This window comes from Leifsonia sp. 563, from assembly GCF_040545055.1.
GTDB lineage: Bacteria > Actinomycetota > Actinomycetes > Actinomycetales > Microbacteriaceae > Leifsonia.
In genome coordinates this window covers 64,193-87,550 of sequence record NZ_JBEPLE010000007.1, presented here as the reverse complement: position 1 = coordinate 87,550, position 23,358 = coordinate 64,193, and the positions used below count along the sequence as shown (strand labels likewise).

Here is a 23,358-nt window from a genome sequence, read left to right as displayed (position 1 = left end):
CGCTACGTCCCGAGCCCGCCCGGATGCGCCAGCCGCCACCCGAATCCTGGGTCGGGCACGTCCCGCGCGAGTGCCAACGGCACCGTCGCGGTCGTCCCGTTGAGCGTGAACGTCCCCTGACCGAGGATGTCGCCCTTGAACCCGGACGACAGCGGTCGCGTCTGCAGATCCACGGTGATCGGCGTGTCCGACCACACCAGGAACGACTTCGTCTCGGTCGCGATGAGCTTCGACGACGCTCCCCACGCGGTCGTGTAGGTGCCGAACACCTGACCCTTCTCGACCGGCGTCACCTGGTGGAACCCGCTCTTCATGCTGGTCATCAGCGCCTGAACCCCCGCCCACAGATCGTCGTGGGTCGGCGCACCCAGCACCACGCCGAGCACCCGCACCTTCGTCGACCCGACCGGCAGCTCCGCCGAGAACAGCAGGCAGTTGCCGGCCTCGTCGGTGTTCCCGGTCTTGATCCCGTCCATGCCCTCGAACCCGAGGAGCGTGTTGGTGTTGTCCTGCGACCCGGCGCCGGGGAGGGTGGCGTTCTTCTGCGACACGATCGACGACAGCGCGGGCGACGCGAGCACGAGCTTTCCGATGCCGATCAGGTCCTTCGTCGTGCTCACGTTCCCCGGGTCGAGGCCGTCGGGCGTTGTGATCTTCGTGCCGGTGAACCCGTTCTTCGCCAGCCAGTCGTTGGCGGCCGACACGTAGGCGCTCGTCGACCCGTACGCCCAGTTCGCCAGCGAGATCGCGTAGTTGTTCGCCGACGGCAGCAGCATGGCCTCCAGCGCCTGCTTCTCGGTCATGGAGGTGCCCGCGACCACCGGCGCCCACGACCCGCCCGCCGCGACGACGTCGTTCCAGATGTCCACATCCCGCTGCGTGAACGAGATGTCCGGCCCCTGATCGTTGCCGTTCAGCGGCTTCTTCTCCAGCACGACGAGCGCTGTGATCGTCTTCGTGATGCTCGCGATCGGCACGCTGGCGTCGCTCCCGTGCGACGCCGACGCTCCCGGATAGTCGGGCGCGACGATCGCGGCCGAGCCGTATCCTGGCCAGGCCAGCTGCACGGCCGGCTGCACGAGCTGCTTGCCGTGCGCCGTGACCGCTGCGGTCGCCGGGACCGGCGCGACCAGCGACCCCACCACATAGACGAAGGCGACGAGGATGGCGATCAGCGTCCCGAAAACCACGATGCGGCGCCGGCGGTACACCTTCCGGGAGACACGGCGCGGCGGATCGACGAGAACTTGCTGGGGCACCCTCGGATTTTAGCGGCGGCTATCCCTGCGACGGCTGAGAACGCGCGCGGAGCGCCCACAACGCGACAGCGGACGCGGAGGCCACGTTGAGCGAGTCGACGCCGTGCAGCATCGGGATGGTTACCACCGTGTCCGCCGCAGTCAGCGCGCGCCTGCTGAGCCCGTCTCCCTCCGCTCCGAACACCATGGCCACGCGCTCCGGCGGGTCGGCCGCGTACGCGTCGAGCGTCACGGCCTCGTCGGAGAGCGCGAGCGCGGCGATGTCGAACCCCGCGCCGTGGAGCAACGGCACGGCCTCATCCCACTCCGGAAGTCGGGTCCACGGCACCTGGAGCACGGTGCCCATGGAGACGCGGACGCTGCGCCGGTAGAGCGGGTCGGCGCACCGCGGCGTGACGAGCACGGCGTCCGCGCCGAGGCCGGCGACCGCGCGGAAGATCGCCCCGACGTTGGTGTGGTCGACGATGTCCTCCAGCACGACCACGCGCCGCGCATCCCGCAGCAGTTCAGCGGGATCGGGCAGCTCGGGGCGGTGCATCGCCGCCAGCGCGCCCCGGTGCAGGTGGTACCCGGTGAGCCGCTCGAGCACTGCCGCGTCGCCGACGAAGACGGGGACGTCGGGATACGGCTCCAGCAGCGGCTCGATGTCCGGGAGCCACTGCTCCTGGAGCAGCACGGAGCGCGGCCGGTGACCGGCGGCCAGGGCGCGTGTGATCACCTTCGTCGACTCGGCGATGTACAGCCCGCCCGCCGGTTCGGTCACCCGCCGGAGCGCCACGTCGGTCAGGCGCGAGTAGTCGGCGAGGCCTTCGGCCTCCAGGTCGTCGATGCGGTGCAGGAGCATGACGTCAACACTGCCAGCCGCACGAAACAAATCGGAAAACTGGGGTGTTTAGACTCAGAGAGGATCTGGAGGTGCCTGTGACCACGCTGACGACCGAGCTCCCGCCGGAACTCGCCCGCGGGATCGACCAGACCGTCGAGCTGCTCTCCGGCCGCCGCTTCGCCGTTCTGACCGGCGCTGGCGTGTCCACCGACTCCGGCATCCCGGACTACCGCGGCGAAGGCGCCCCGAAGCGCACCCCGATGACGTTCCAGCAGTTCCTCTCCGACGACCGCTTCCGCAAGCGCTACTGGGCCGGCAGCCACCTGGGCTACCGCCGGTTCGCGGCAGCGCATCCCAACGACGGCCACCGTGCTCTGGCGGCGCTGGAGGCCGCGGGCGCCGCCAACGGCGTCATCACCCAGAACGTGGACGGGCTGCACAAGCAGGCCGGGTCGCGCAAGGTCGTCGACCTCCACGGCGCCATGGACCGCGTCCTCTGCCTCGTCTGCGGCCAGATCTTCGCCCGCGAGGCGATCACCGCGCGCATCGACGCCGCGAACCCGTGGCTCGACACCGAGGGCGCCGTCGAGATCGCCCCGGACGGCGACGCCATCGTGACCGACATCGACGCCTTCGTCGTCCCGGACTGCACCGTCTGCGGCGGCCATCTGAAGCCGGATGTGGTCTTCTTCGGCGAATTCGTGCCCGCCGAGAAGTACCGCGAGGCCAGCGCGCTGGTCCGTTCGGCCGACGCCCTGGTGATCGCCGGTTCGTCGCTGGTGGTCAACTCCGGCATCCGGCTCCTCGAGGAGGCCCGGCGCCGCCGGCTGCCCATCGTCATCGTCAACCGGGGCGCGACCAAGGGCGACGGTCGCGCGACCATTAAGCTGGACGGTGGGACGACGGAGACACTGGTCGAGTTGGCCGAACGGTTGGCCTGACCCGACCGCCCACGCGTCCCGGTGACGAAAGGACGCGTGTGACCTTCATCTCGCTGGTGCGGCACGGCCAGACCGACTGGAACCTCGCGAAACGCATCCAAGGCTCCAGCGACATCCCGCTCAATGCGACCGGCCGCGACCAGGCGGAGGCGACGGGACGCGCGCTCGCGGGCGGACGGTTCGACGCGATCTACGCCAGCCCGCTGTCACGCGCTCTCGACACCGCACGGATCATCGCCGGTCATGTCGGGCTGGGCGAGCCGGAGCGCCTTCCGGCGGTCGCCGAGCGGCAGTACGGCGAGGCCGAGGGGCTGACCGGCGAGCAGATCCTGGCCCGCTGGCCGGACGGGATGCCGGTGCCCGGTCGCGAGACCCGCGACGAGGTCGTCGCGCGCGCCCTTCCCGCGCTCCGTGACCTCGGCGAGCGGCATCCCGGTGAGAACGTCATCGTCGTCAGCCACGGCGGCGTCATCTCGTCGCTGGTACGCCACGTCACCGATCACGCGCTCCCGGGGCCGGGCGAGCTGATCCCGAACGGGTCCGTCCACCGCTTCCGCTACGACGACGGCGACCTCACGCTGGACCGATTCAACCTCGGCCCGGAGGACCGCGACCTGTTCACCGCCTCCGTGATGTGACGGAACGTCACCCCGCCGCATCCAGGGGTCGCAACACGCCGTTACGGCCCGCCGATAACGGCGAGTCGCGACCCACAGATGGTCGTCAGCGCGACGCGACGCCCTCGAGCACCGCGAGCAGCCGCTCCGCCGAGCCGTCCCAGGTGTACCGCGCCGCCTGAGCACGCGCGGCCGCCGACCGGGCCGCCCACACGCCGTCCTCCTCCAGGTGCCGGACCCGCGCCGCCACCTGCTCCGGCACATCCGCGTCGAAGTACAGTGCGGCCTCCCCGCCGATCTCCCGGAAGATCGGGATGTCGCTGACGACCACAGGCGTGCCGAGCGTTATCGACTCCACCAGCGGGATGCCGAACCCTTCGTCGTGCGACGCCGTCACCAGGGCGGTCGCCGCGGCGAGCGTCTCCGCGTACTCCTCGTCGCTGGCGCCGTCGTGGAAGACGATGCGCGCACCCGGCGCGAGTTCCGTCAGGCGCTGCCGCTCCGCAGCCGATACCCGGCTCATCAGGTGGAGCGTGTACTCCGGCAGCAGCGCGGCCGCACGCACCAGCGTGTCCACGTTCTTGTACGGCATGAACGAGCCCATGTAGACGAGGCTCTTGCTCTCCGCCGCGGTGCGCTCAGCCCGGCCGGGTGCGAGCTCGGGCATGTCGGCCGCATTGGGCACGACGTGCACCGGCCGCTTGGTCAGGCGGTGCTCGGCGATGAGCCCCTTCGTCGTCTCCGACACGGTCACGACCGCGTCCGAGCGGTTGAGCAGCAGTCGCTGCGGCCACCACGCCAGGTGGTACAGCCGCCACAGCCCCCGCACGAACGCCGGTAGGTCGCGCGGCGGCGTCGGGTGACGGTAGTAGATGAGGTCGTGGACGGTCAGCACGAGCCGGTACTTCCGCCCGAAGCCGCCCATCGTCTGCATCGGCGTGAACACGACGTCGGGCTTGAGGCGGTTGACCGTCCGAGCGACCCACGGCTCTCCCATCGACGTGGGCGACGGAATGAGCTCCCACGGCAGGTCGGGCAGCAGTTCGAGCTGTCGGTGGTCGCTGATCAGCATGGTCACCGGGTGCCGCTTCGCGAGGGCGGTGACGAGGCCGGCCGTGTAGCGGCTGATGCCGTCGTGCCGGCCGATCCGCGTATAACGGCAGTCGAACAGGATCCTCACGCGCGCTCCCCCGGCAGCTCCGCGACGAAGCGCTGGATGGCACGGGCCGCCGCCGCCGGCGTCTCGTAGTGGATGAGGTGGCCGACGTCCGGGATCACGACGAGCTCCGCATCCGGGAACAGCGTCTGCAGGCGGTACTCGGCCGCGATGGGCGTGATGTCGTCCTTCTCGGCGGCGACGAGCAGCGTGCGCTCCGGGAGGCGTCCCGCGTACTCGCTGACGTCGTGCGACACCGAGGCGCGGAACGCCTCCAGCACGACCTGCCGATCGCTGAACGCCGAGAAATAGCGGTCATGCTGGTCGTGGATCCAGCGGCGCAGCGCCGGCTCCTTCGTCTTCGCCATGGCCATGCTCATCACGCGCACGATCACCCGGTTGCGGAGCAGCGCGAACCCGAGCCGCTCCGGGAGCACCGCTGCGAGCCAGTAGTAGAAAATCGCAAGCCGGGTGAACACCCCACGCGGACCCTCCAGCGCGGGCTGGCCGATCGGGTTGACGAGCACGACCCCGGCCGGCCGTTCGGCCGCGCTGTCCGCGCCGCCCCCGCCGTCCGCCTCCGCCAGCGCACCGGACACCACGATCGACCCGAACGAGTGCCCGAGCAGCACCACCCGGCCGGTCAGCCCGAGCCCATCGACGAACGCGCGCAGCCAGCGGCCGTAGCCGACGATGTCGTGCGCCGCCTCGGTCATCGGCGTCGATGCGCCGAAGCCCGGGAGGTCCGGCGAGATCATGCGGATGCCGTCCAGCTGGGCCACCACCGGCTCCAGGCCGTGGTGGTCGCCGCGGAAGCCGTGCACGAGCACCAGAGTGGTCGTCGCATCCCGGTCGCCGTAGTCCCAATACCGGGTGGTCGAGCCCAGGACAGCGACCGCCTCTTCGCGCACGGGCACCCGCCCCAGGGCGGCGGCGTAGGGTGAGGAGACAGTCATCGATCCCCAGTCTAGGCAGGACTGGACAGGGCACCGCCCGCACACCCTAGACTTCTCTGGATGTAATCGCTTGCACCGGATGCCGCTCCCCCGGCGGCCGCCGCGCACCACCCCGCTTCATCCCGCTCCCGGCACCACCCCCGATCCACCCGCTGAAGGAGAACCGTGAGTTTCACCGCGCCCATCACGCTGCCCGGGCTCGCCCTCGATCCCCAGTGGTACCGCCGGTCGGTCTTCTACGAGGTCATGGTCCGATCCTTCGTCGACAGCAACGGCGACGGTTCCGGCGACATCGCCGGCCTCACCTCCAAGCTCGACTACCTGCAGTGGCTCGGCATCGACGCCCTCTGGCTCCCGCCGTTCTTCCGGTCGCCCCTGCGCGACGGCGGCTACGACGTCTCCGACTTCACGTCGATCCTCCCCGAGTTCGGGACGATCGACGAGTTCCGCGAGCTCGTCACCAAGGCGCACGAGCGCAACATGCGCATCATCATCGACCTGCCGATCAACCACACCTCCGATCAGCACGAGTGGTTCCAGCAGTCGCGTTCCGACCCGGAGGGCCCGTACGGCGACTTCTACGTGTGGAACGACACGGACGACAAGTGGCCGGACATCCGCATCATCTTCGTCGACACCGAGGACTCCAATTGGGCCTTCGACGAGGCACGGCGCCAGTTCTACTTCCACCGCTTCTTCTCGCACCAGCCGGACCTCAACTTCGAGAACCCGGCCGTGCACGAGGCCATGTACGACGTCGTCCGGTTCTGGCTCGACCTGGGCGTTGACGGCTTCCGGCTCGACGCCATCCCGTACCTCTACGAGTCCGACGAGGGCAACGGCGAGGGCGAGCCGAAGACCCACGAGTTCATCATCAAGCTGCGCGAGTGGGTGGACCGCGAGTACCCCGGCCGCATCATGATCGCCGAGGCCAACCAGTGGCCGCGCGAGGTCGCGGCGTTCTTCGGCAGCGAGGAGGAGCCGGAGTGCCACATGGCCTTCGACTTCCCGGTGATGCCGCGCATCTTCTACGCGCTCCGGTCGCAGCAGGCGAGCGAACTCGTGCGGGTGCTCTCCGAGACCACGGACGTGCCCGACGGCGCCGCCTGGGGCGTGTTCCTCCGCAACCACGACGAGCTGACGCTCGAGATGGTGAGCGAGGAGTACCGGCAGGCGATGTACGGCTGGTACGCCTACGACCCGCGCATGCGCGCCAACATCGGCATCCGGCGCCGCCTGGCCCCGCTGCTCGACAACTCCCGTGCCGAGCTGGAGCTCGCCCACGCGCTCCTTTTCTCGCTTCCCGGCAGCCCATTCCTGTACTACGGCGACGAGATCGGGATGGGCGACAACATCTGGCTGCCCGACCGCGACAGCTCCCGCACGCCGATGCAGTGGACGCCGGACCGCAACGCCGGCTTCTCCAGCGCCGACCCCGGCAAGCTCTACCTGCCCGTCGTGCAGTCGCTGGTGTTCCACTACAACCAGGTGAACGTGGAGGCGCAGCTCGCGCAGTCGCGGTCGCTGCTGCACTGGATCCGCAACGTCATCCACGTGCGGAAGGCGCATCCCGTGTTCGGGCTGGGCGACATCCGCGTGCTGCCGACCGATCACGAATCCGTCCTGGCGTTCGTGCGCTCGTATGCGGGCAGTGGCACGCATTTCGGCGACCAGCCGGAGGACGTGCTGTGCGTGTTCTCGTTCGCGCACAACCCCGTGTCGGTCACGCTGGAGGCACCGGAGTTCGCCGGCCGTACCCTGTACGACCTGTTCGGCGGCGCGGAGTTCCCGACCGTCGCCGACGACGGGCGCTTCACGCTCACCCTGGGCACGCAGAACTTCTACTGGCTGCACATGGAGCCGCGCCGCGACTGAGCCGCGGTTCCCCGGTTCGCCGAGGTGCACCTTGTTGCGCCCTCCCCCGGCGTGTCACGCGCAACTACGTGCACCTCGGCGTGCCGTTCCCGGGGGATGACGGTGGGTCGGCTTAGCGTGAGGACATGAGCACGTGGCACCAGCGACTCGGGGTGTTCGACCTCGAGACCACCGGAATCGACGTCGAATCGGCCCGGATCGTCACCGCCCACGTCGGCCTCCTCGACGAGACCGGTGAGGTGCTGCACCGCCGCGACTGGCTGATCGACCCGCAGGTCGACATCCCCTCCGAGGCGACCGCGGTGCACGGCATCACAACCGAGCGCGCCCGCGAGCACGGGATGGATGCGGCCAGAGCGGTCGCCGCGATCGTCGCGCAGCTGCGCAGTCTGTTCGATCGCGGCATCCCCGTCGTGGCCTACAACGCGCCGTACGACTTCACGCTCCTCGACCGCGAGGCCCGCCGCCACGGCGTCGCACCCCTCGTCTCCCCCGGCCCGATCATCGATCCGCTCGTGATCGACAAGGCGGTGGACAAGTACCGCCGCGGCAAGCGCACGCTCACAGTCACCGCCACCCACTACGGCGTCGACCTCCTCGCCGCACATGACGCGGGAGCCGACGCCATCGCTGCCGGCCGGGTCGCGCAGGCGCTCGCGCGCATCCACGCAGAGGCTCTGGCGTTGGAGGCCGCCGAACTGCACCGCCGACAGGTCGACTGGTGCCGCGAGCAGGCCGCCGACTTCCAGGAGTACATGCGGCGCGAGCGCGACCCGGAGTTCACGACGTCGGGCGCCTGGCCCATCCGCTGACCGGGTCTCGCACCCGCCCCCGCATGCGGGGGCTACTGCTCCGGGCGCTGGCCCGCTAGATTGTGGCGCATGAGCGACTCCAACCTGAACCCGCAGCCCCTCCCGCCGCAGCAGCAGCCCGCCGGCTACCAGCAGCAGTATCAGGGCGCGCAGCCCGGCTGGAACACCATGTCGATCGTGGCTTTCATCCTGTCCTTCATCGTCAACATCGTGGGCATCATCCTCGGCTTCATCGCCCTCAACCAGATCAAGCGCACCGGCGAGCAGGGTCGCGGCCTCGCGATCGCGGCCATCATCATCGGCTTCGTGTCGGTCGCTTTCAGCATCATCTTCAGCATCATCTTCTTCGCGTCGCTCGGCGCCGCGATGAGCAACTACAACTACAACTGAGTCCGCCCACGAACGCCGAAGGCCCCCGTCCACCGGACGGGGGCCTTCGTGTTTCGGCCGGCATGACAAAGGCCCCCGCCGGATCGACGGGGGCCTTCGTGGAGCGGCTTACTTGCCGAAGCTCTTGTAGCGCGAGTTGAACTTCTCGACGCGGCCGGCCGAGTCCATGATGCGCTGCTTGCCCGTGTAGAACGGGTGCGACTCGGACGAGATCTCGACGTCGATCACCGGGTAGGTGTTGCCGTCCTCCCACTCGATGGTCTTGTCGCTCGAGACGGTGGAGCGGGTGAGGAACGTCGCACCCGAGGCCAGGTCGCGGAAAACCACCGGGGCGTAGTCGGGGTGGATGCCAGTCTTCATCAGGACTTCCTTGTTGCAGCTAGTAGTCGGTTCGGTCGTGTCCGCGCAGACCGCGTGGACGGGAAGCTTCAGACCCGAGAGCCGTGGATCGTAGCCGGAAAGGCAGGATCGGTTCGGGGGCCAGCTATCGAGTCTAGCAGATCGACAGCGGCCGATCAGCCCTCGACGCCCTGGCGCGCCCGGGCGGTGTACCGGCCGTCGGACTCGGTGATCTCGACGTCGATGTCGAAGGTGGCACTGAGGTTCTCGCTCGTCAGGACCTCTTCGATGGCGCCCTGGGCGGTGATCTCGCCGTCCTTCAGCAGCAGCGCACGGTTGAACGCCTGCGGGATCTCCTCGACGTGGTGGGTGACCATGACGATCGCGGGCGACTTCGGGTCGCTGGCGTACCCGCCGAGCAGCTGCAGCAGCTCCTCGCGGCCGCCGAGGTCGAGGCTGGCCGCCGGCTCGTCGAGCAGCAGGATCTCGGGATCGGTCATCACCGAGCGGGCGATCTGAACGCGCTTCTGCTCGCCGTCGGACAGGCTGCCGAACGTGCGGTCGGCGAGGTGGTCGAGGTGCCACTCGGAGAGCACGCGGTGCGCGCGGCGCTCGTCGATGTCCTCGTAGAGCTCGTTCCAGCGACCCGTCACGGCGTAGGCGGCCGTCATCACCACATCCAGCACGCGCTCATTGCGCGGGATGCGGCGGGCGAGCGCGCTCGACGCGAAGCCGAGCAGCGGACGCAGCTCGGCGAGGTCGGTGTGGCCGACCGACTCGCCCAGCACGACGGCCTCGCCGGAACTCGGGTGCAGGGCCGCCGCGGCGATCTGCAGCAGGGTCGTCTTCCCGGCGCCGTTCCGGCCCAGGATGACCCACCGCTCGTCCGGTTCGACCGCCCAGTCGATACCCTTCAGGACGGGGTTGCCGTCCCGCACAACGGACACGTCGGAAAGTCGGAGAACGCTGTCGGCCATGCGTTCCAGCCTACCGTCGCCGGACACAGGTCAGTGACGACCGGCGAGCGAGCGGTACACGTCCCGCGTCTGCTCCGCGATGGCCGTCCAGCTGAACGAGGTCTCCGCACGCTCACGCCCGGCGCGGCCCATCTCGGCCGCCCGCTCGGGGTCTCCGGCCACCTCGGTGAGGGCCGCGGCGAGGTCTGCGACGAACTTCTCCGGGTCGATCGGGGTGCCCGTGCCGTCCTGCAGCTGCTGGATCGGGACGAGCCGTCCGGTGACCCCGTCCACGATCACCTCGGGGATGCCGCCGGTCGCCGTCCCGACCACGGGCAGCCCGCACGCCATCGCCTCGAGGTTGACGATCCCGAGCGGCTCGTAGATCGAGGGGCAGACGAAGACGGTGGATGCGGTCAGCGCGATGCGCAGCTCGTCGTTCGGGAGCAGGCGGTCGATCCAGACCACGCCGTCCCGCTCCGCCTGCAGCTCCTCGACGAGTCCGCTCACCTCGGCCAGGATCTCCGGCGTGTCCGGCGCCCCGGCACAGAGGATGACCTGCACCTCGGGCGGCAGCATTCGGGCCGCGCGCAGCAGGTACGGAAGCCCCTTCTGGCGGGTGATGCGACCGACGAAGATGACCGCCGGACGCCCGGGGTCGATCCCCAGGGCGCGGGCGCGCTCGTCGTCGCGCAGCGGCTGCCAGCGCTCCAAGTCGATGCCGTTGTATATCGTCACGACCTTCGTCGGGTCGAGCTCCGGGTACGACGCGAGGATGTCGCGACGCATCCCGTCGCTGACCGCGATCACGGTGTCGGCGGCCTCGAACGCGGTCTTCTCGATCCAGCTCGACACGCGGTAGCCGCCGCCCAGCTGCTCGGCCTTCCAGGGGCGGAGGGGCTCCAGGCTGTGCGCCGTGACGACGTGCGGAACGCCGTGCAGCAGCTTGGCCAGGTGGCCGGCGCCGTTCGCATACCAGGTGTGCGAATGGACGACATCCGCTCCCCCGCAGTCCTGCGCCATCTGCAGGTCGACGCCCAGAGTGGCGATCGCCCCGTTGGCGTCCGCAAGCTCCGCGGGAACGCGGTACGACGCGGTATCCGGCTCGTCCCGGGGCTCGCCGAAGGCCCGGACGATCACTTCGGTGTCGGTCCGCAGGGCCTTCACGAGCTCGGTCACATGGACCCCGGCCCCGCCGTAGATGTCCGGCGGATACTCCCGGGTGAGCAGATCGACGCGCATGACCGAAACGCTAGTACAGCGATCAGTTCGCCTCTACTGTTGTGGTCATGGCATCAGGCAAGAAGATCTTCGGCATCGTCCTCGCGGGCGGAGAGGGAAAGCGGCTGATGCCGTTGACGGCGGACCGGGCGAAGCCCGCCGTCCCGTTCGGCGGTCAGTACCGTCTCATCGACTTCGCCCTGTCGAACCTGATCAACTCGCAACTGCGCCAGATCGTCGTCCTCACCCAGTACAAGTCGCACAGCCTCGACCGTCACGTGTCCCAGACCTGGCGGCTCGACGGCATCACGAGCTCCTACGTCGCCTCCGTCCCCGCCCAGCAGCGCCTCGGCAAGCGCTGGTTCTCCGGGTCGGCTGACGCCATCCTGCAGAGCCTCAACCTGCTCCGGGATGAGAAGCCGGACATCGTCGTCGTCGTGGGTGCCGACCACGTGTACCGGATGGACTTCGGCCAGATGATCGAGGCGCATATCGCCTCGGGGGCTCCCGCCACGGTGGCCGCAATTCGCCAGCCCATCGGGCTCGCGGACCAGTTCGGCGTCATCGAAGTCGAGCCCGAGCGCCCGGACCGCATCGGCGCGTTCCGCGAGAAGCCGCGCGACCCCATCGGTCTGCCCGACTCCCCGAACGAGGTCCTCGCCTCTATGGGCAACTACGTCTTCGACGCCGACGCGCTCATCGACGCCGTGGTGCGGGACGGCGACCGTCCCGACTCCAACCACGACATGGGCGGTGACATCATCCCGGACTTCGTGGCCCGCGGCGAGGCGGCCGTGTACGACTTCAACAACAACGACGTCCCCGGCTCGACCGACCGCGACCGCTACTACTGGCGCGACGTCGGAACCATCGACTCGTTCTTCGAGGCGCACCAAGACCTCATCTCCACGCTGCCGGTGTTCAACCTCTACAACCGCTCGTGGCCGATCTTCAGCCAGGTGCTCAACTCGCCGCCGGCGAAGATCGTGCGCGACGGCCGCGGCGCGCTCGGCACGACCATCGACTCCATCGTCTCCCTCGGCTCGGTGATCTCGGGCGCCCACCTCGAGCGCAGCGTCCTCGGGCCGTGGGCCAAGGTCGACTCCGGTGCGAAGGTCGTCGACTCCGTCGTCTTCGAGCGCGCGATCATCGAGCCGAACGCGTTCGTCGGCCGCGCCATCCTGGACAAGGATGTCGTTGTGGCCGAGGGTGCCCAGATCGGCGTCGACCCGGACCGGGACCGTGCACGGGGCTTCACCGTGACCGACTCGGGCATCACCGTGGTCGGCAAGGGTGTGCACGTCGTTCCATGACGACCACCGCACAGCACACCGGGTCCGCCTCCGTCCTCGTCGTCCTCGACGCCGACTCCACGCTGCTCCAGGACGAGGTCATCGAACTGCTCGCCGACGAGGCGGGGTCGCGTCCGGAGGTCGCCGAGATCACCGAGCGCGCCATGCGCGGCGAGCTCGACTTCGAGGAGAGCCTCCGCGAACGCGTCCGAACCCTCGCCGGGCTCCCCGCATCCGTGTTCCAGCACGTGGGCGAGCGCATCCGGGTGACCGAGGGCGTCCCCGAGCTCATCGCCGGAGTGCACGCGGCCGGTGGGGTCGTCGGTGTGGTCTCCGGCGGCTTCCACGAGCTGCTCGACCCGATCGGCGAACGCCTCGGCCTCGATCACTGGCGCGCCAACCGGCTGGTCGTCGACGGCGGCCGGCTGACCGGCGAGGTCGACGGACCGGTCGTGGATGCGGCCGCCAAGGCTCAGGCGCTGCTGTTCTGGGCCGCCGACGCCGGAGTCCACCTGCGCCAGACGGTGGCCATCGGCGACGGAGCGAACGACCTGCGGATGATGGCGGAGGCCGGCCTGTCCGTCGCCTTCAACGCGAAGCCGCGCGTGCGCGCCGAGGCCGACCTGGTCATCGACCGGCCGGACCTCTCGCAGGTGCTCCCGCTCCTCGGCCTCCGCGGCTGAGCCCCCAGCCGACAGCTCCTGAGTTTTTCGGCCGGACACGCCGATGTTGGGCCGAAAAACTCAGGAGCTGTGTGCGTGGGTCAGTGCCCCATCCCGAGGCCGCCGTCGACCGGGATGACCGCGCCGGAGATGTAACCGGCGTCGTCCCCGGCGATCCACGTCACGACCTTCGCGACCTCGGACGCCGACGCGAACCGCCCGGCCGGGATGCTCTTCTTGTACTCGGCCTGCTGCGCCTCCGGCAGCGCCGCCGTCATATCGGTCTCGATGAAGCCGGGAGCGACGACGTTCGCGGTGATGCCGCGCGCGCCCAGCTCCCGCGTGATGGATCGCGCCATGCCGACGAGTCCGGCCTTCGACGACGCGTAGTTGACCTGCCCCGCTCCGCCGAACAGACCGACCACGCTCGAGATCAGGACGATACGGCCGAACCGCGCCTTCAGCATCCCCTTGTTCGCGCGCTTCACGACGCGGAAGGCGCCGCCCAGGTTCGTCTCGATGACCGAGTCGAACTCCTCGTCGGTCATCCGCATCAGGAGGGTGTCCTTGGTGATGCCCGCATTCGCGACGACGACCTCCACCGGCCCGAGCTTCTCCTCGACCTCGGTGAACGCGGCGTCGACCGAGGCGGAGTCCGTGACATCCGCCCGCACCGTCAGCGCGCCCTCCGGGCCCTCTCCCGACCGCGCGGTGACCGCGACCCGGTGGCCCTGGGCGACGAACTCCTCGGCGATGGCGAAGCCGATCCCTCGGTTGCCTCCGGTGACGAGGACGGTGCGTGGCGTGGTCATGCGATTCCCTTCAGGAAGACGGCTTTCTGCAGATTCGACCCCAGCAGGGCCGAACCCAAGTTTATGGACGTACGCTGGACTCAACGCACATGAAGAAGCCCTCAGCACCGTCGATCACGAGTCTCCCCCTCTCTCCCGATGAGGAGCGACGGCACCGGATGATCAAGTATTCGGTCGCCATGGGCGTACGTGTGCTCTGCCTCATCGCCGCGGTGATCGTCCCTGGCTGGTGGGCCGCCATCCCGCTCGTCGGAGCGATCTTCCTCCCGTACTTCGCGGTCGTCATCGCCAACGTCTCGGTGGAGCAGGGTCGAGTGGATGTTCAGCGTCCAGGCAGTATCGTTCCAGTTGCGCCGCCTCCGCAGGCGCCGAAGGACGAGCCTCGGGAGGGCCAGTGATCGGGATGGGCGAGCCGGAGCCGCTGACGTGTTCGCGCGCCGGCTGCCGGGACACCGCATCCTGGCGCATCGAGTGGCGCAACCCGCGCATCCACTCGGCCGACCGGGTGAAGGTCTGGCTGGCGTGCGACGAGCACGTCGACTTCCTGCGCGAGTTCCTGGCCGCCCGCGACTTCCCGCTGCGCGTCGTGCCGGCGGCCGAGGTCGCCGCCGGGGGGCCGATCGCGTGACCGGATCGACGACCGACGGGTGGCGTTTCGCGTTCTCCCGCCGCTGGCTGGGGTATCTCGCCTTCGCGATCGTGTTCGCGATCGCCTGCGGCTTCCTCTCCAACTGGCAGCTCGCCCGCAGCAAGGAGGCCGCGGCCGCGAACGCCCTGGTGACGGCGAACTTCGACCAGTCCCCCGTCCCGCTCGCCGATGAGCTGCCGACTCTCGGCGCGTACTCACCGAAGCAGGAGTGGAAGCGCGTCACGGTGACCGGGACGTACGAGCGCGACAAGCAGCTGCTCGTCCGCAACCGCCCGTTCAACGGCAGCCCCGGGTTCGAGGTGCTCACCCCGCTGCGTACGGCCGACGGCTCGCTGTTCATCGTGGATCGCGGCTGGGTCCCGACCGGCAACACCACCGACTCCCCCGACCACGTGCCGGCCGCGCCCGCCGGAACGGTGACGGTCGTCGCGCGTCTGAAGGCGAGTGAGCCGGCCATCGCCGGACGCACGGCGACGGGTGATCAGGTGGGCACCATCCAGCTTTCGGTGGTGAAGGAGAAGCTCGGCGGCGCCGACGTCTACACGGGCGCGTACGGGCTGCTCGCCAGCGAGGACCCGGCGCCAGCCACCGCGCCGACGCCGACCGTGACCAGCCCGCCGACGCAGGATGAGGGGCTGCACTGGTCGTACATGATCCAGTGGATCATCTTCGCCCTGATCGGCTTCTTCGGCCTCGGCTACGCGCTCGTCACGGAATACCGCAAGCGCAACTCGGACGACCCCGCGGAGCGTGAGCGCGCCGCCGCGCGCGAGCGTCGCCGCCGCGCCAAGCGCACAGACGCCGACGTCGAGGACGAACTCCTCGACGCCGCCCGCTGACCCCCCTCGCCGCACCCCAGTCCGTGGCGAGATTTGCGCCAAATCGCGGTTTTGACCGCCCCATAACCGAGATTTGGCGCAAATCGTGCCCGGGGCGGAGGGGCTAGGCGAGGGAGATGAGGTCGAGGTAGTCGCGCGACCAGTGGTCCTCGACGCCGTCGGGGAGGATGAGGACGCGCTCCGGGTTCAGCGCCTCGACCGCGCCCTCGTCGTGGCTGACCAGCACGACGGCGCCCTCGTAGTGCGCCAGCGCATCCAGGATCTCCTCGCGGCTGGCCGGGTCGAGGTTGTTGGTGGGCTCGTCGAGCAGCAGGACGTTCGCTCCCGACACCACGATCATCGCCAGCGCGAGCCGGGTCTTCTCGCCGCCGGAGAGCACGCCGGCCGGCTTGTGCGCGTCGTCGCCCGTGAACAGGAACGAACCGAGCACCCTGCGGGCCTCGGTCTCGGTCAGTGACGGCGAGGACGACACCATGTTCTGGAGCACGCTGCGCTCGACGTCGATCGTCTCGTGCTCCTGCGCGTAGTACCCGATCCGCAGGCCGTGGCCGGGCTCGACCTGGCCGGTGTCCGGCTTGTCGACGCCCGCGAGCATCCGCAGCAGCGTGGTCTTGCCCGCACCGTTCAGCCCGAGCACGACGACCTTCGAGCCGCGGTCGATCGCGAGGTCGACGGCGGTGAAGATCTCGAGCGAGCCGTAGCTCTTGGAGAGGTCGCTCGCCTGCAGCGGCGTGCGTCCGCACGGCGCCGGCGTCGGGAACCGCAGCTTCGCGACCCGGTCGACCTGGCGCACCTCCTCGAGCCCGGCGAGAAGCTTCTCGGCGCGCGCGACCATCTGGTGCGCCGCGGCCGCCTTCGTCGCCTTCGCGCCGAATTTCGCGGCCTGCAGCTGCAGGGCGCCCGCCTTCTTCTCGGCGTTGGCGCGCTCCTTCTTGCGGCGCTCCTCGTCGGCGGCGCGCTGGCGCTGGTAGTTCTTCCAGCCCATGTTGTAGATGTCGATGACCTGGCGGTTCGCATCCAGGTAGAAGACGCGGTTGACCGTCTCACCGACCAGCTCCACGTCGTGCGAGATGACGATGAAGCCGCCGGTGTAGTTCTTCAGGAACTCGCGCAGCCAGATGACCGAGTCCGCATCCAGGTGGTTCGTCGGCTCGTCGAGGATCATCGTGCGGGCGTCGGAGAAGAGGATGCGCGCCAGCTCGATCCGGCGGCGCTGACCGCCGGAGAGGGTCTTCAGCGGCTGGTCGAGGATACGATCCGGCAGGTTCAGGTTGGACGCGATGGATGCGGCCTCGGCCTCGGCCGCGTACCCGCCGAGCAGGTGGAAGCGCTCCTCCAGCCGGCCGTACTTCTTCATCGCGGCCTCGGACACGGCGGAGTCGGTGCTCGCCATGTCGACGGTCGCCTGCTGCATCCCGAGCACGATCGAGCCGAGGCCCCGGGCGTCGAGGATGCGCGTGCGCGCCAGGTCGTCCAGGTTGCCGGAGCGGGGGTCCTGCGGAAGGTAGCCGAGGTCGCCGGAGCGGTCGACCTTGCCGGCCGTCGGGAGCAGGTCGCCGGCGAGGACCTTGGTGAGTGTCGTCTTGCCGGCGCCGTTGCGGCCGACGAGTCCGATCTTGTCCCCGTCGGCGACGCGGAAGCTCACGTCCTCCATCAGAAGGCGTGCGCCAACGCGCAGCTCCAGCCCCTGCACGGCAAGCACGTCGATCTCTTCTCTACTCGGTTCTCAGCAAACAGTTCCGGACTTTTTCGGCCCGACACGCCACGGCGCGGTCGAAAAAGTCCGGAACTGTTGGAGGGGATGTCTTAGATTGCGAAGCCGAGGGCGCGCATCATGTCGCGGCCGTCGTCGGTGATCCGCTCGGGACCCCACGGCGGCATCCACACCCAGTTGATGCGGAATGCCTCGACGATGCCGTCGAGCGCCTCGGCGGTCTGCTCTTCGAGCACGTCGGTCAGCGGGCAGCCGGCACTGGTGAGCGTCATCGAGATGATGAGCGCGTTGTTCTCGTCATCCCAGGCCAGGTCGTAGATGAGGCCCAGGTCGACGACGTTGATCCCGAGTTCGGGATCCATGACGTCCTTCAGCGCCTCCTCGACCTGGTCGAAGAGCGCTGGGCTCAAAGTGGCGGGCATGTGAGGATTCTACCTCTCTCAGGATCCGGCGACTTCGGCCGCCGAGGCGGCTGCGGGCTCGGGGGCGTCGACGTAGCGGTCGTAGCCCTCCTCCTCCAGGCGGTCCGCGAGCTCCGGTCCGCCCTGCTCGGCCACGCGGCCGGCGACGAACACGTGCACGAAGTCCGGCTTGATGTAGCGGAGGATGCGCGTGTAGTGCGTGATCAGCAGGATGCCGAGGCCGGTGTTGGCCTTCGCCCGGTTGACGCCCTCGGAGACGATCTTGAGCGCGTCCACGTCGAGGCCGGAGTCGGTCTCGTCGAGCACGGCGAACTTCGGCTTGAGCAGCTCCAGCTGGAGGATCTCGTTGCGCTTCTTCTCGCCGCCCGAGAAGCCCTCGTTCACGTTGCGCTCGGCGAACGACGAGTCCATGCGCAGGGCGCCCATCGACTCCCGGACGTCCTTCACCCAGGTGCGGATGGACGGCGCCTGGCCGTCGATCGCCGTCTTGGCGGTGCGGAGGAAGTTGGTGTTGGTGACACCGGGGATCTCGACCGGGTACTGCATGGCGAGGAAGAGGCCGGCACGCGCACGCTCGTCGACGGTCATCGCGAGGACGTCCTCGCCGTCGAGCGTGATCGAGCCCTGGGTCACGGTGTACTTCGGATGACCGGCGATCGTGTAGGCGAGGGTGGACTTGCCGGAGCCGTTCGGGCCCATGATCGCGTGGATCTCACCCTCGTTGATGGTGAGGTCGACGCCGTTCAGGATGGGCTTGGTGCCCTGGTCCGTCTCGACGGTGACGTGGAGGTCGCGGATCTCGAGGACTGACATGGTTAGTTGTTCACTTTCGGGGCGCTGGGGTCGATGAAGACGTCTCCGTCGATGATCTCGACGGGAAACACGGGGACCGGCTCGTAAGCCGGGAGGTTGAGGGGCTTGCCGGTCACGAGGGAGAACTGGGAGCCGTGCGCCCAGCACTCCAGGGTCTCGTCCTCGACGAAACCCTCGGACAGCGAGATCTCGCCGTGGGTGCAGGTGTCGCCGATGGCGTGCACCGCACCGGACGAGTCCTTGACGACGGCGATGGGGACGCCGTCGAGCACGACGCGGGTGGCCTGGTTCTCGACCAGCTCCGCGACGGCCGCGACGCGCTGGCCCGCCATCAGTTCTCGGCCCCGGCGGCCGGCGCGGAGGGCGCCGACGCTGTGACCGACGCCGATTCCAGCTCGTCCTCGATCTTGGCCTGCAGGCGCTCCTGGAGCGCCGGGGAGCCGATCTGCTGGACGATCTCGGCGAGGAAGCCGCGCACGACCAGGCGGCGCGCCTCCTCCTCCGGGATCCCGCGGGACTGGAGGTAGAAGAGCTGCTCGTCGTCGAAACGGCCGGTGGCGCTCGCGTGACCGGCGCCGACGATGTCGCCGGTCTCGATCTCGAGGTTCGGCACGGAGTCGGCGCGGGCCCCGTCGGTGAGGACGAGGTTGCGGTTCTGCTCGTAGGTGTCGGTGCCGACGGCCTTCGGGCCGATGAGCACGTCGCCGATCCACACCGTGCGCGCGCCCTGGCCCTGCAGCGCGCCCTTGTAGGTCACGCGGCTGCGGGTCTCGGGGCCGTCGTGGTGGACGTACACCTGCTGCTCGAGGTGCTGGCTGGCGTCGGCGAAGTAGGCGCCGAGCAGCTCGGCGTCCGCTCGCGCGCCGGCCAGGTGGGCCGACGGGTTGAGCCGGACGACTCCGCCGCCGAGCGTGACGGCGACGTGCTTGATGCGTGCGCCCTCGCCGAGCTCGGCGAAGTGGGCGGCGACGTGGAGCGCCTCGTCGTCCCACTCCTGGAGCGACACGACCGTGAGGTCGGCGTCCTTACCCAGGAGGAACTCGACGTTCTCGGTCAGGTGCGCCGATCCGGTGTTCTGCAGGATGAGCGTCGCCACGGCGCCCGGGGCGACCTCGACGACCGTGTGCGCGGCACGCGCCGGTCCGCCGAGGGCGGAGCGGGTCAGCGTGACCTCGGGACGGTCTCCGCTGAGGTCGGCGCCGATGGTCACGAGCAGCGCCTGCTCGAAGGCCGTCCAGGCATTGGCGGAGGCGCGGTCCTCGGGCTTTCCTGCCGCACCGATGCGGGCATCGTCACGGCCGATCCACGCGGTGGTCACACCGGGGGCGGTCGTGGCGTCGTACACGTACGGCGAGCCGTCCAGGTCGCCCGTGATGAGCTCCTGGATGCGCGCCACCGGCGTGTACTTCCACATCGCCTCGCGGCCGGTGACCGCAGGGAAGTCCGACACCTCGGTCGAGGTGAACCGCTCGGCGCGGCTCTGCACCGGGACAGGTGCTCGCATGTGGGTCGGGGCGGGCGCGGTGGTCTGCGTCGTCTCGATCTGCGTCATCCGACAGAGCCTTCCATGCCCATCTCGATGAGCTTGTTGAGTTCCAGTGCGTACTCCATGGGGAGTTCGCGGGCGATCGGCTCGATGAAGCCGCGGACGATCATCGCCATGGCCTCGTCCTCCGGGAGCCCGCGCGACATGAGGTAGAACAGCTGCTCCTCGCTCACGCGTGACACGGTCGCCTCGTGGCCGAGCTGCACGTCGTCGACGCGGATGTCGATCGCCGGATACGTGTCGGACCGCGAGATCGTGTCGACGAGCAGCGCGTCGCAGCGGACGGTGTTGGCGGAGTGGTGCGCGTTCGCATCCATACGCACCTCGCCGCGGTAGCCGGCACGGCCGCCGCCACGCGCGATCGACTTGGAGACGATCGACGACTGCGTGTACGGCGCCATGTGGATCATCTTGGCGCCGGCGTCCTGGTGCTGGCCGGGGCCGGCGAAGGCGACGGACAGGGTCTCGCCCTTGGCGTGCTCCCCCATCAGGTAGATCGACGGGTACTTCATCGTCACCTTGGAGCCGATGTTGCCGTCGATCCACTCCATCGTCGCGCCCTCGGCCGCGGTGGCCCGCTTGGTGACGAGGTTGTAGACGTTGTTGGACCAGTTCTGGATGGTCGTGTACCGCACGCGGGCGTTCTTCTTGACGATGATCTCGACGACCGCGGAGTGCAGCGAGTCCGACTTGTAGATCGGAGCGGTGCAGCCCTCGATGTAGTGGACGTAGCTGCCCTCGTCGGCGATGATCAGCGTCCGCTCGAACTGGCCCATGTTCTCGGTGTTGATGCGGAAGTAAGCCTGCAGCGGGATCTCGACGTGGACGCCCTTGGGGACGTAGACGAACGATCCGCCCGACCACACGGCGGTGTTCAGCGCGGCGAACTTGTTGTCGCCGGCCGGGATCACCGTTCCGAAGTACTCCTCGAAGATCTCGGGGTGCTCGCGGAGCGCGGTGTCGGTGTCGAGGAAGATGACGCCCTGCTGCTCCAGGTCTTCACGGATCTGGTGGTAGACGACCTCGGACTCGTACTGCGCGGCGACGCCGGCGACGAGACGCTGACGCTCCGCCTCCGGGATGCCGAGCTTCTCGTACGTGTTCCGGATGTCCTCCGGCAGGTCTTCCCAGCTCTGCGCCTGCTTCTCGGTGGAGCGGACGAAGTACTTGATGTTGTCGAAGTCGATCTCCGACAGGTCGGCGCCCCAGGTCGGCATGGGCTTGCGCTCGAACAGCTGAAGGGCCTTGAGGCGGCGCTGCAGCATCCACTCGGGCTCCTTCTTCAGGGCCGAGATGTCTTTCACCACCTCGGGTGAGAGACCGCGACGGGCGATGGAACCCGCGGCGTCGGAATCCGCCCAGCCGAACTCGTACTGCCCCAAAGAGGCGAGCTCAGGCCGATCGATCAGGATGTCTGACATATCTACCTCGTTTCCTTCCACTCGTAACCGGATATCAGTCCGGCTCATTCCCCTCGGCAAGCACGGCTTTCGCCGGTCGCTGCTGAGCGTCCTGATTGTGCGGGTGGCGGTGACTGCGTACCAACACGTGCGTACCTAGACTGTTCGTGGAGACGGGCCACGATGCCCCGGCCACGGACGGAGAAACCGGCCGCGCGCACGCGCTGGATTGCGCGTTCCTCGAACCCACCAATTCTACAGGTGCGGCGCGGTATTAGTAGAGGCGCGCCTGCGCATTGCCCGAGTATCCGCATCCGGCCCCGCCGATCCGACCGAGAAAGCCCCCGAACCATGAAGCGCATCATCGCCTGGCTGCCGGACCGCGTGGACACTCGGCTGAAGGTGATCGCGTGGGTCTACCTGGTGGGGCAGGTCGTCCTGGTCGGCACGGGCGGCCTGGTGCGGCTCACGGCCAGCGGTCTCGGCTGCCCGACCTGGCCGAAGTGCACGGCCGACTCGCTGGTCAACACGCCCGAGATGGGCGTCCACGGCTTCATCGAGTTCGGCAACCGTGTGCTCAGCGCCCTTCTCGCGGTCGTGGCCATCGTGGCGTTCCTCGCCATCCTCCGGATGCGCAAGCAGCGCCCGGATCTGTTCTGGCTGACCCTGATCGCCGGCCTCGCCATCCCGGCGCAGGCCGTGATCGGCGGCCTCAGCGTCCTGAGCGGCCTCAACCCGTACGTTGTCGGTCTGCACTTCGTCGTGTCGATCGCCCTCGTCGCCACCTGCACGGCGTTCGTCTTCCGCGTCTACGCCGTCCCCGGCCCGCGCGTCCGCGCCGTCCCCGGCTGGTTCGCGGGTGTCGCCCATGTCACCAGCGCCGTCGTCGCCATCACGATCCTGGTCGGCATCCTCACCACGGGCAGCGGACCGCACGCGGGTGACGCGAACGCCCCGCGCAACGGCCTGAATCCCGAGATCCTGCAGCACGTCCACGCGATCCCCGCGTACGTCACGTTCGCGCTGACCCTCGTCCTCGTCGTCGGATCCCTGCGCTACCGCACGACGGCGGTGCGCCGTTTCACGCAGTACCTGCTGGCGGTCGAGCTGCTGCAGATCGTCGTCGGTCTGATCCAGGCGAACACCGGCCTCCCGGGCATCCTCGTGGGCATCCACATGACCCTCGCGGCGCTCCTGGCCTCCGCGATGACCGCGGTCATCCTCTCGCTCAAGGCCCCTGCGGCTGCGCTGGACGCGCGAGAGGATTCAGCCGCGGACGTCGTCGCGGCCTAGCCGGCCGACGCGCGCCTCGCGCGTCTCTCCGTGCAGGCTGACGACCGTGCGCATCCCGTCGCCGAAGCCGAAACCCGCAGCCTCCGCCAGACGCCTGCTGGACTCATTGCCGGGCACGTATTCCCAGTTCAGCCGGTCGAATCCCAGCCCATCGGGGTCGAGCGCGTAGCGGGCGACGGCTCCGAGCGCCTCCCGCATGTAGCCCTGCCCGCGCGCCCAGGGGCCGGACCAGCAGCCGAGGGAGGCCGACCCGGCGCGCTCGTCCTTGCGGACCTCCAGCGCTCCGACGAGGCGGCCGCCGCTACGCGCGTGCAACGCCCAGACCGTGTACCGGCGGCTCGCCAGGCCGTGCGGGCAGTAGCTGCGCACGAAGAACTCCGCGCTCTCACGCGTGTACGGCGACGGGAGGGGCACCCACCGCTGCGTCTCGACGTCCTGGCAGGCTTCCAGCACGTCCGGGATGTCGTCGTCCGTCGGCACGTCCAGCACGAGGCGGGGCGTCGTCAGACGCAGGGTCAGCACCGGTGCCGTCATGCGCACATGGTAGAGCCGGAGAGGGGCTCGTGGC

Annotated in this window: 26 protein-coding genes; 11 read left to right on the top strand and 15 right to left on the bottom strand. The window is 69.2% G+C overall.

Annotated features, from left to right (window positions below; all coding sequences use genetic code 11):
- Nucleotides 1-2: 2 nt before the first annotated feature.
- Together ABIC47_RS17115 and ABIC47_RS17110 are read right to left on the bottom strand one after the other, a co-directional pair.
- Nucleotides 3-1,259: a D-alanyl-D-alanine carboxypeptidase family protein gene (locus ABIC47_RS17115; RefSeq protein WP_354482272.1), complete on the bottom strand. Its 1,257-nt coding sequence runs from the start codon at nt 1,257-1,259 to the stop codon at nt 3-5.
- Between the two features lie 19 nt (nt 1,260-1,278).
- A complete protein-coding gene (locus tag ABIC47_RS17110) occupies nt 1,279-2,103 on the bottom strand; it encodes a TrmH family RNA methyltransferase (RefSeq protein ID WP_354482269.1) in 825 nt (274 codons plus the stop codon).
- Between the two features lie 77 nt (nt 2,104-2,180).
- Between ABIC47_RS17110 and ABIC47_RS17105 the strand changes: the two genes are divergently transcribed.
- Entirely contained in the window at nt 2,181-3,026 is an 846-nt protein-coding gene (locus ABIC47_RS17105; protein ID WP_018191106.1) for a Sir2 family NAD-dependent protein deacetylase, read from the top strand.
- Between the two features lie 38 nt (nt 3,027-3,064).
- Entirely contained in the window at nt 3,065-3,664 is a 600-nt protein-coding gene (locus tag ABIC47_RS17100; protein WP_018191107.1) for a histidine phosphatase family protein, read from the top strand.
- Nucleotides 3,665-3,749: 85 nt separating this feature from the next.
- Here the strand turns inward: ABIC47_RS17100 and ABIC47_RS17095 are convergent, their stop codons facing one another.
- Complete coding sequence (locus ABIC47_RS17095; protein WP_354482266.1) at nt 3,750-4,823, bottom strand: glycosyltransferase family 4 protein; 1,074 nt, start codon at nt 4,821-4,823, stop codon at nt 3,750-3,752.
- Nucleotides 4,820-5,755: an alpha/beta fold hydrolase gene (locus ABIC47_RS17090; protein ID WP_354482263.1), complete on the bottom strand. Its 936-nt coding sequence runs from the start codon at nt 5,753-5,755 to the stop codon at nt 4,820-4,822. The genes ABIC47_RS17095 and ABIC47_RS17090 overlap by 4 nt, the downstream gene beginning before the upstream one ends.
- 165 nt (nt 5,756-5,920) lie before the next feature.
- Between ABIC47_RS17090 and treS the strand changes: the two genes are divergently transcribed.
- From treS to ABIC47_RS17075, 3 genes are all read left to right on the top strand, one after another.
- On the top strand, nt 5,921-7,630 hold the full coding sequence (treS, locus tag ABIC47_RS17085; RefSeq protein ID WP_018191110.1) for a maltose alpha-D-glucosyltransferase: 1,710 nt from the start codon (nt 5,921-5,923) through the stop codon (nt 7,628-7,630).
- Between the two features lie 125 nt (nt 7,631-7,755).
- The gene (locus ABIC47_RS17080) at nt 7,756-8,442 is read left to right on the top strand and encodes an exonuclease domain-containing protein (RefSeq protein ID WP_354482260.1); all 687 of its coding nucleotides are present in this window, start codon (nt 7,756-7,758) and stop codon (nt 8,440-8,442) included.
- 69 nt (nt 8,443-8,511) lie between these two features.
- On the top strand, nt 8,512-8,832 hold the full coding sequence (locus ABIC47_RS17075; protein WP_018191112.1) for a DUF4190 domain-containing protein: 321 nt from the start codon (nt 8,512-8,514) through the stop codon (nt 8,830-8,832).
- 108 nt (nt 8,833-8,940) lie between these two features.
- Here the strand turns inward: ABIC47_RS17075 and ABIC47_RS17070 are convergent, their stop codons facing one another.
- From ABIC47_RS17070 to glgA, 3 genes are all read right to left on the bottom strand, one after another.
- Nucleotides 8,941-9,192: a type B 50S ribosomal protein L31 gene (locus ABIC47_RS17070; RefSeq protein WP_018191113.1), complete on the bottom strand. Its 252-nt coding sequence runs from the start codon at nt 9,190-9,192 to the stop codon at nt 8,941-8,943.
- Nucleotides 9,193-9,347: 155 nt separating this feature from the next.
- Complete coding sequence (locus ABIC47_RS17065) at nt 9,348-10,148, bottom strand: ABC transporter ATP-binding protein (protein WP_089876009.1); 801 nt, start codon at nt 10,146-10,148, stop codon at nt 9,348-9,350.
- 30 nt (nt 10,149-10,178) lie between these two features.
- Complete coding sequence (gene glgA, locus ABIC47_RS17060) at nt 10,179-11,369, bottom strand: glycogen synthase (RefSeq protein ID WP_354482256.1); 1,191 nt, start codon at nt 11,367-11,369, stop codon at nt 10,179-10,181.
- A gap of 47 nt (nt 11,370-11,416) precedes the next feature.
- Between glgA and ABIC47_RS17055 the strand changes: the two genes are divergently transcribed.
- Both ABIC47_RS17055 and serB read left to right on the top strand, forming a co-directional pair.
- Complete coding sequence (locus ABIC47_RS17055; protein ID WP_026307182.1) at nt 11,417-12,661, top strand: glucose-1-phosphate adenylyltransferase; 1,245 nt, start codon at nt 11,417-11,419, stop codon at nt 12,659-12,661.
- Entirely contained in the window at nt 12,658-13,323 is a 666-nt protein-coding gene (gene serB, locus ABIC47_RS17050) for a phosphoserine phosphatase SerB (protein WP_354482253.1), read from the top strand. The genes ABIC47_RS17055 and serB overlap by 4 nt, the downstream gene beginning before the upstream one ends.
- Nucleotides 13,324-13,403: 80 nt before the next feature.
- Here the strand turns inward: serB and fabG are convergent, their stop codons facing one another.
- Nucleotides 13,404-14,114: a 3-oxoacyl-ACP reductase FabG gene (gene fabG, locus ABIC47_RS17045; protein WP_018191118.1), complete on the bottom strand. Its 711-nt coding sequence runs from the start codon at nt 14,112-14,114 to the stop codon at nt 13,404-13,406.
- A gap of 89 nt (nt 14,115-14,203) precedes the next feature.
- Here fabG and ABIC47_RS17040 point away from each other — a divergent pair, with 89 nt between their 5' ends.
- Genes ABIC47_RS17040 through ABIC47_RS17030 form a run of 3 tightly spaced genes read left to right on the top strand, consistent with a single transcriptional unit; the run spans nt 14,204 to nt 15,602 of the window.
- A complete protein-coding gene (locus tag ABIC47_RS17040) occupies nt 14,204-14,512 on the top strand; it encodes a DUF3099 domain-containing protein (protein ID WP_029043034.1) in 309 nt (102 codons plus the stop codon).
- Nucleotides 14,513-14,517: 5 nt separating this feature from the next.
- The gene (locus ABIC47_RS17035; protein ID WP_172823194.1) at nt 14,518-14,742 is read left to right on the top strand and encodes a hypothetical protein; all 225 of its coding nucleotides are present in this window, start codon (nt 14,518-14,520) and stop codon (nt 14,740-14,742) included.
- The gene (locus tag ABIC47_RS17030) at nt 14,739-15,602 is read left to right on the top strand and encodes an SURF1 family cytochrome oxidase biogenesis protein (protein ID WP_018191121.1); all 864 of its coding nucleotides are present in this window, start codon (nt 14,739-14,741) and stop codon (nt 15,600-15,602) included. The genes ABIC47_RS17035 and ABIC47_RS17030 overlap by 4 nt, the downstream gene beginning before the upstream one ends.
- Nucleotides 15,603-15,705: 103 nt before the next feature.
- On the opposite strand, the gene ABIC47_RS17025 is transcribed toward ABIC47_RS17030, so the two are convergent.
- The 6 genes from ABIC47_RS17025 to sufB all read right to left on the bottom strand — a co-directional run bounded on the left by ABIC47_RS17025 (nt 15,706) and on the right by sufB (nt 21,518).
- Nucleotides 15,706-17,304 (bottom strand): ABC-F family ATP-binding cassette domain-containing protein, encoded by a 1,599-nt coding sequence (locus tag ABIC47_RS17025; protein WP_029043033.1) that lies wholly within the window; start codon nt 17,302-17,304, stop codon nt 15,706-15,708.
- A gap of 104 nt (nt 17,305-17,408) precedes the next feature.
- Nucleotides 17,409-17,738, bottom strand: coding sequence for a metal-sulfur cluster assembly factor (locus ABIC47_RS17020; protein WP_018191123.1), 330 nt, complete (start codon nt 17,736-17,738; stop codon nt 17,409-17,411).
- An 18-nt stretch (nt 17,739-17,756) separates the two neighbouring features.
- Nucleotides 17,757-18,551: a Fe-S cluster assembly ATPase SufC gene (gene sufC / locus ABIC47_RS17015; RefSeq protein WP_018191124.1), complete on the bottom strand. Its 795-nt coding sequence runs from the start codon at nt 18,549-18,551 to the stop codon at nt 17,757-17,759.
- Nucleotides 18,552-18,553: 2 nt separating this feature from the next.
- On the bottom strand, nt 18,554-18,883 hold the full coding sequence (locus tag ABIC47_RS17010; protein WP_018191125.1) for a non-heme iron oxygenase ferredoxin subunit: 330 nt from the start codon (nt 18,881-18,883) through the stop codon (nt 18,554-18,556).
- Nucleotides 18,883-20,103, bottom strand: a complete 1,221-nt coding sequence (gene sufD, locus ABIC47_RS17005; protein ID WP_354482246.1) for a Fe-S cluster assembly protein SufD — start codon at nt 20,101-20,103, stop codon at nt 18,883-18,885. The genes ABIC47_RS17010 and sufD overlap by 1 nt, the downstream gene beginning before the upstream one ends.
- On the bottom strand, nt 20,100-21,518 hold the full coding sequence (gene sufB, locus ABIC47_RS17000; RefSeq protein WP_018191127.1) for a Fe-S cluster assembly protein SufB: 1,419 nt from the start codon (nt 21,516-21,518) through the stop codon (nt 20,100-20,102). Before sufB ends, sufD begins: the two co-directional genes overlap by 4 nt.
- A gap of 330 nt (nt 21,519-21,848) precedes the next feature.
- Between sufB and ABIC47_RS16995 the strand changes: the two genes are divergently transcribed.
- The gene (locus tag ABIC47_RS16995; protein ID WP_018191128.1) at nt 21,849-22,790 is read left to right on the top strand and encodes a COX15/CtaA family protein; all 942 of its coding nucleotides are present in this window, start codon (nt 21,849-21,851) and stop codon (nt 22,788-22,790) included.
- On the opposite strand, the gene ABIC47_RS16990 is transcribed toward ABIC47_RS16995, so the two are convergent.
- Complete coding sequence (locus ABIC47_RS16990; protein ID WP_354482243.1) at nt 22,764-23,324, bottom strand: GNAT family N-acetyltransferase; 561 nt, start codon at nt 23,322-23,324, stop codon at nt 22,764-22,766. The two genes, ABIC47_RS16995 and ABIC47_RS16990, sit on opposite strands and share 27 nt — an antisense overlap.
- Nucleotides 23,325-23,358 lie beyond the last annotated feature (34 nt).

Bases quoted from the DNA above. Each gene is read 5' to 3' on its own strand.
- ABIC47_RS16995 (WP_018191128.1), top strand. From the start codon at position 21,849: ATGAAGCGCATCATCGCCTGGCTGCCGGACCGCGTGGACACTCGGCTG.
- ABIC47_RS17070 (WP_018191113.1), bottom strand. From the start codon at position 9,192: ATGAAGACTGGCATCCACCCCGACTACGCCCCGGTGGTTTTCCGCGAC.
- ABIC47_RS17055 (WP_026307182.1), top strand. From the start codon at position 11,417: ATGGCATCAGGCAAGAAGATCTTCGGCATCGTCCTCGCGGGCGGAGAG.
- glgA (WP_354482256.1), bottom strand. From the start codon at position 11,369: ATGCGCGTCGATCTGCTCACCCGGGAGTATCCGCCGGACATCTACGGC.
- sufC (WP_018191124.1), bottom strand. From the start codon at position 18,551: ATGTCAGTCCTCGAGATCCGCGACCTCCACGTCACCGTCGAGACGGAC.
- ABIC47_RS17090 (WP_354482263.1), bottom strand. From the start codon at position 5,755: ATGACTGTCTCCTCACCCTACGCCGCCGCCCTGGGGCGGGTGCCCGTG.
- ABIC47_RS17110 (WP_354482269.1), bottom strand. From the start codon at position 2,103: ATGCTCCTGCACCGCATCGACGACCTGGAGGCCGAAGGCCTCGCCGAC.
- sufD (WP_354482246.1), bottom strand. From the start codon at position 20,103: ATGACGCAGATCGAGACGACGCAGACCACCGCGCCCGCCCCGACCCAC.
- sufB (WP_018191127.1), bottom strand. From the start codon at position 21,518: ATGTCAGACATCCTGATCGATCGGCCTGAGCTCGCCTCTTTGGGGCAG.
- serB (WP_354482253.1), top strand. From the start codon at position 12,658: ATGACGACCACCGCACAGCACACCGGGTCCGCCTCCGTCCTCGTCGTC.
- ABIC47_RS17020 (WP_018191123.1), bottom strand. From the start codon at position 17,738: ATGCCCGCCACTTTGAGCCCAGCGCTCTTCGACCAGGTCGAGGAGGCG.
- ABIC47_RS17080 (WP_354482260.1), top strand. From the start codon at position 7,756: ATGAGCACGTGGCACCAGCGACTCGGGGTGTTCGACCTCGAGACCACC.
- ABIC47_RS17010 (WP_018191125.1), bottom strand. From the start codon at position 18,883: ATGGCGGGCCAGCGCGTCGCGGCCGTCGCGGAGCTGGTCGAGAACCAG.
- ABIC47_RS16990 (WP_354482243.1), bottom strand. From the start codon at position 23,324: ATGACGGCACCGGTGCTGACCCTGCGTCTGACGACGCCCCGCCTCGTG.
- fabG (WP_018191118.1), bottom strand. From the start codon at position 14,114: ATGACCACGCCACGCACCGTCCTCGTCACCGGAGGCAACCGAGGGATC.
- ABIC47_RS17040 (WP_029043034.1), top strand. From the start codon at position 14,204: ATGAAGAAGCCCTCAGCACCGTCGATCACGAGTCTCCCCCTCTCTCCC.
- ABIC47_RS17075 (WP_018191112.1), top strand. From the start codon at position 8,512: ATGAGCGACTCCAACCTGAACCCGCAGCCCCTCCCGCCGCAGCAGCAG.
- ABIC47_RS17035 (WP_172823194.1), top strand. From the start codon at position 14,518: ATGGGCGAGCCGGAGCCGCTGACGTGTTCGCGCGCCGGCTGCCGGGAC.
- ABIC47_RS17065 (WP_089876009.1), bottom strand. From the start codon at position 10,148: ATGGCCGACAGCGTTCTCCGACTTTCCGACGTGTCCGTTGTGCGGGAC.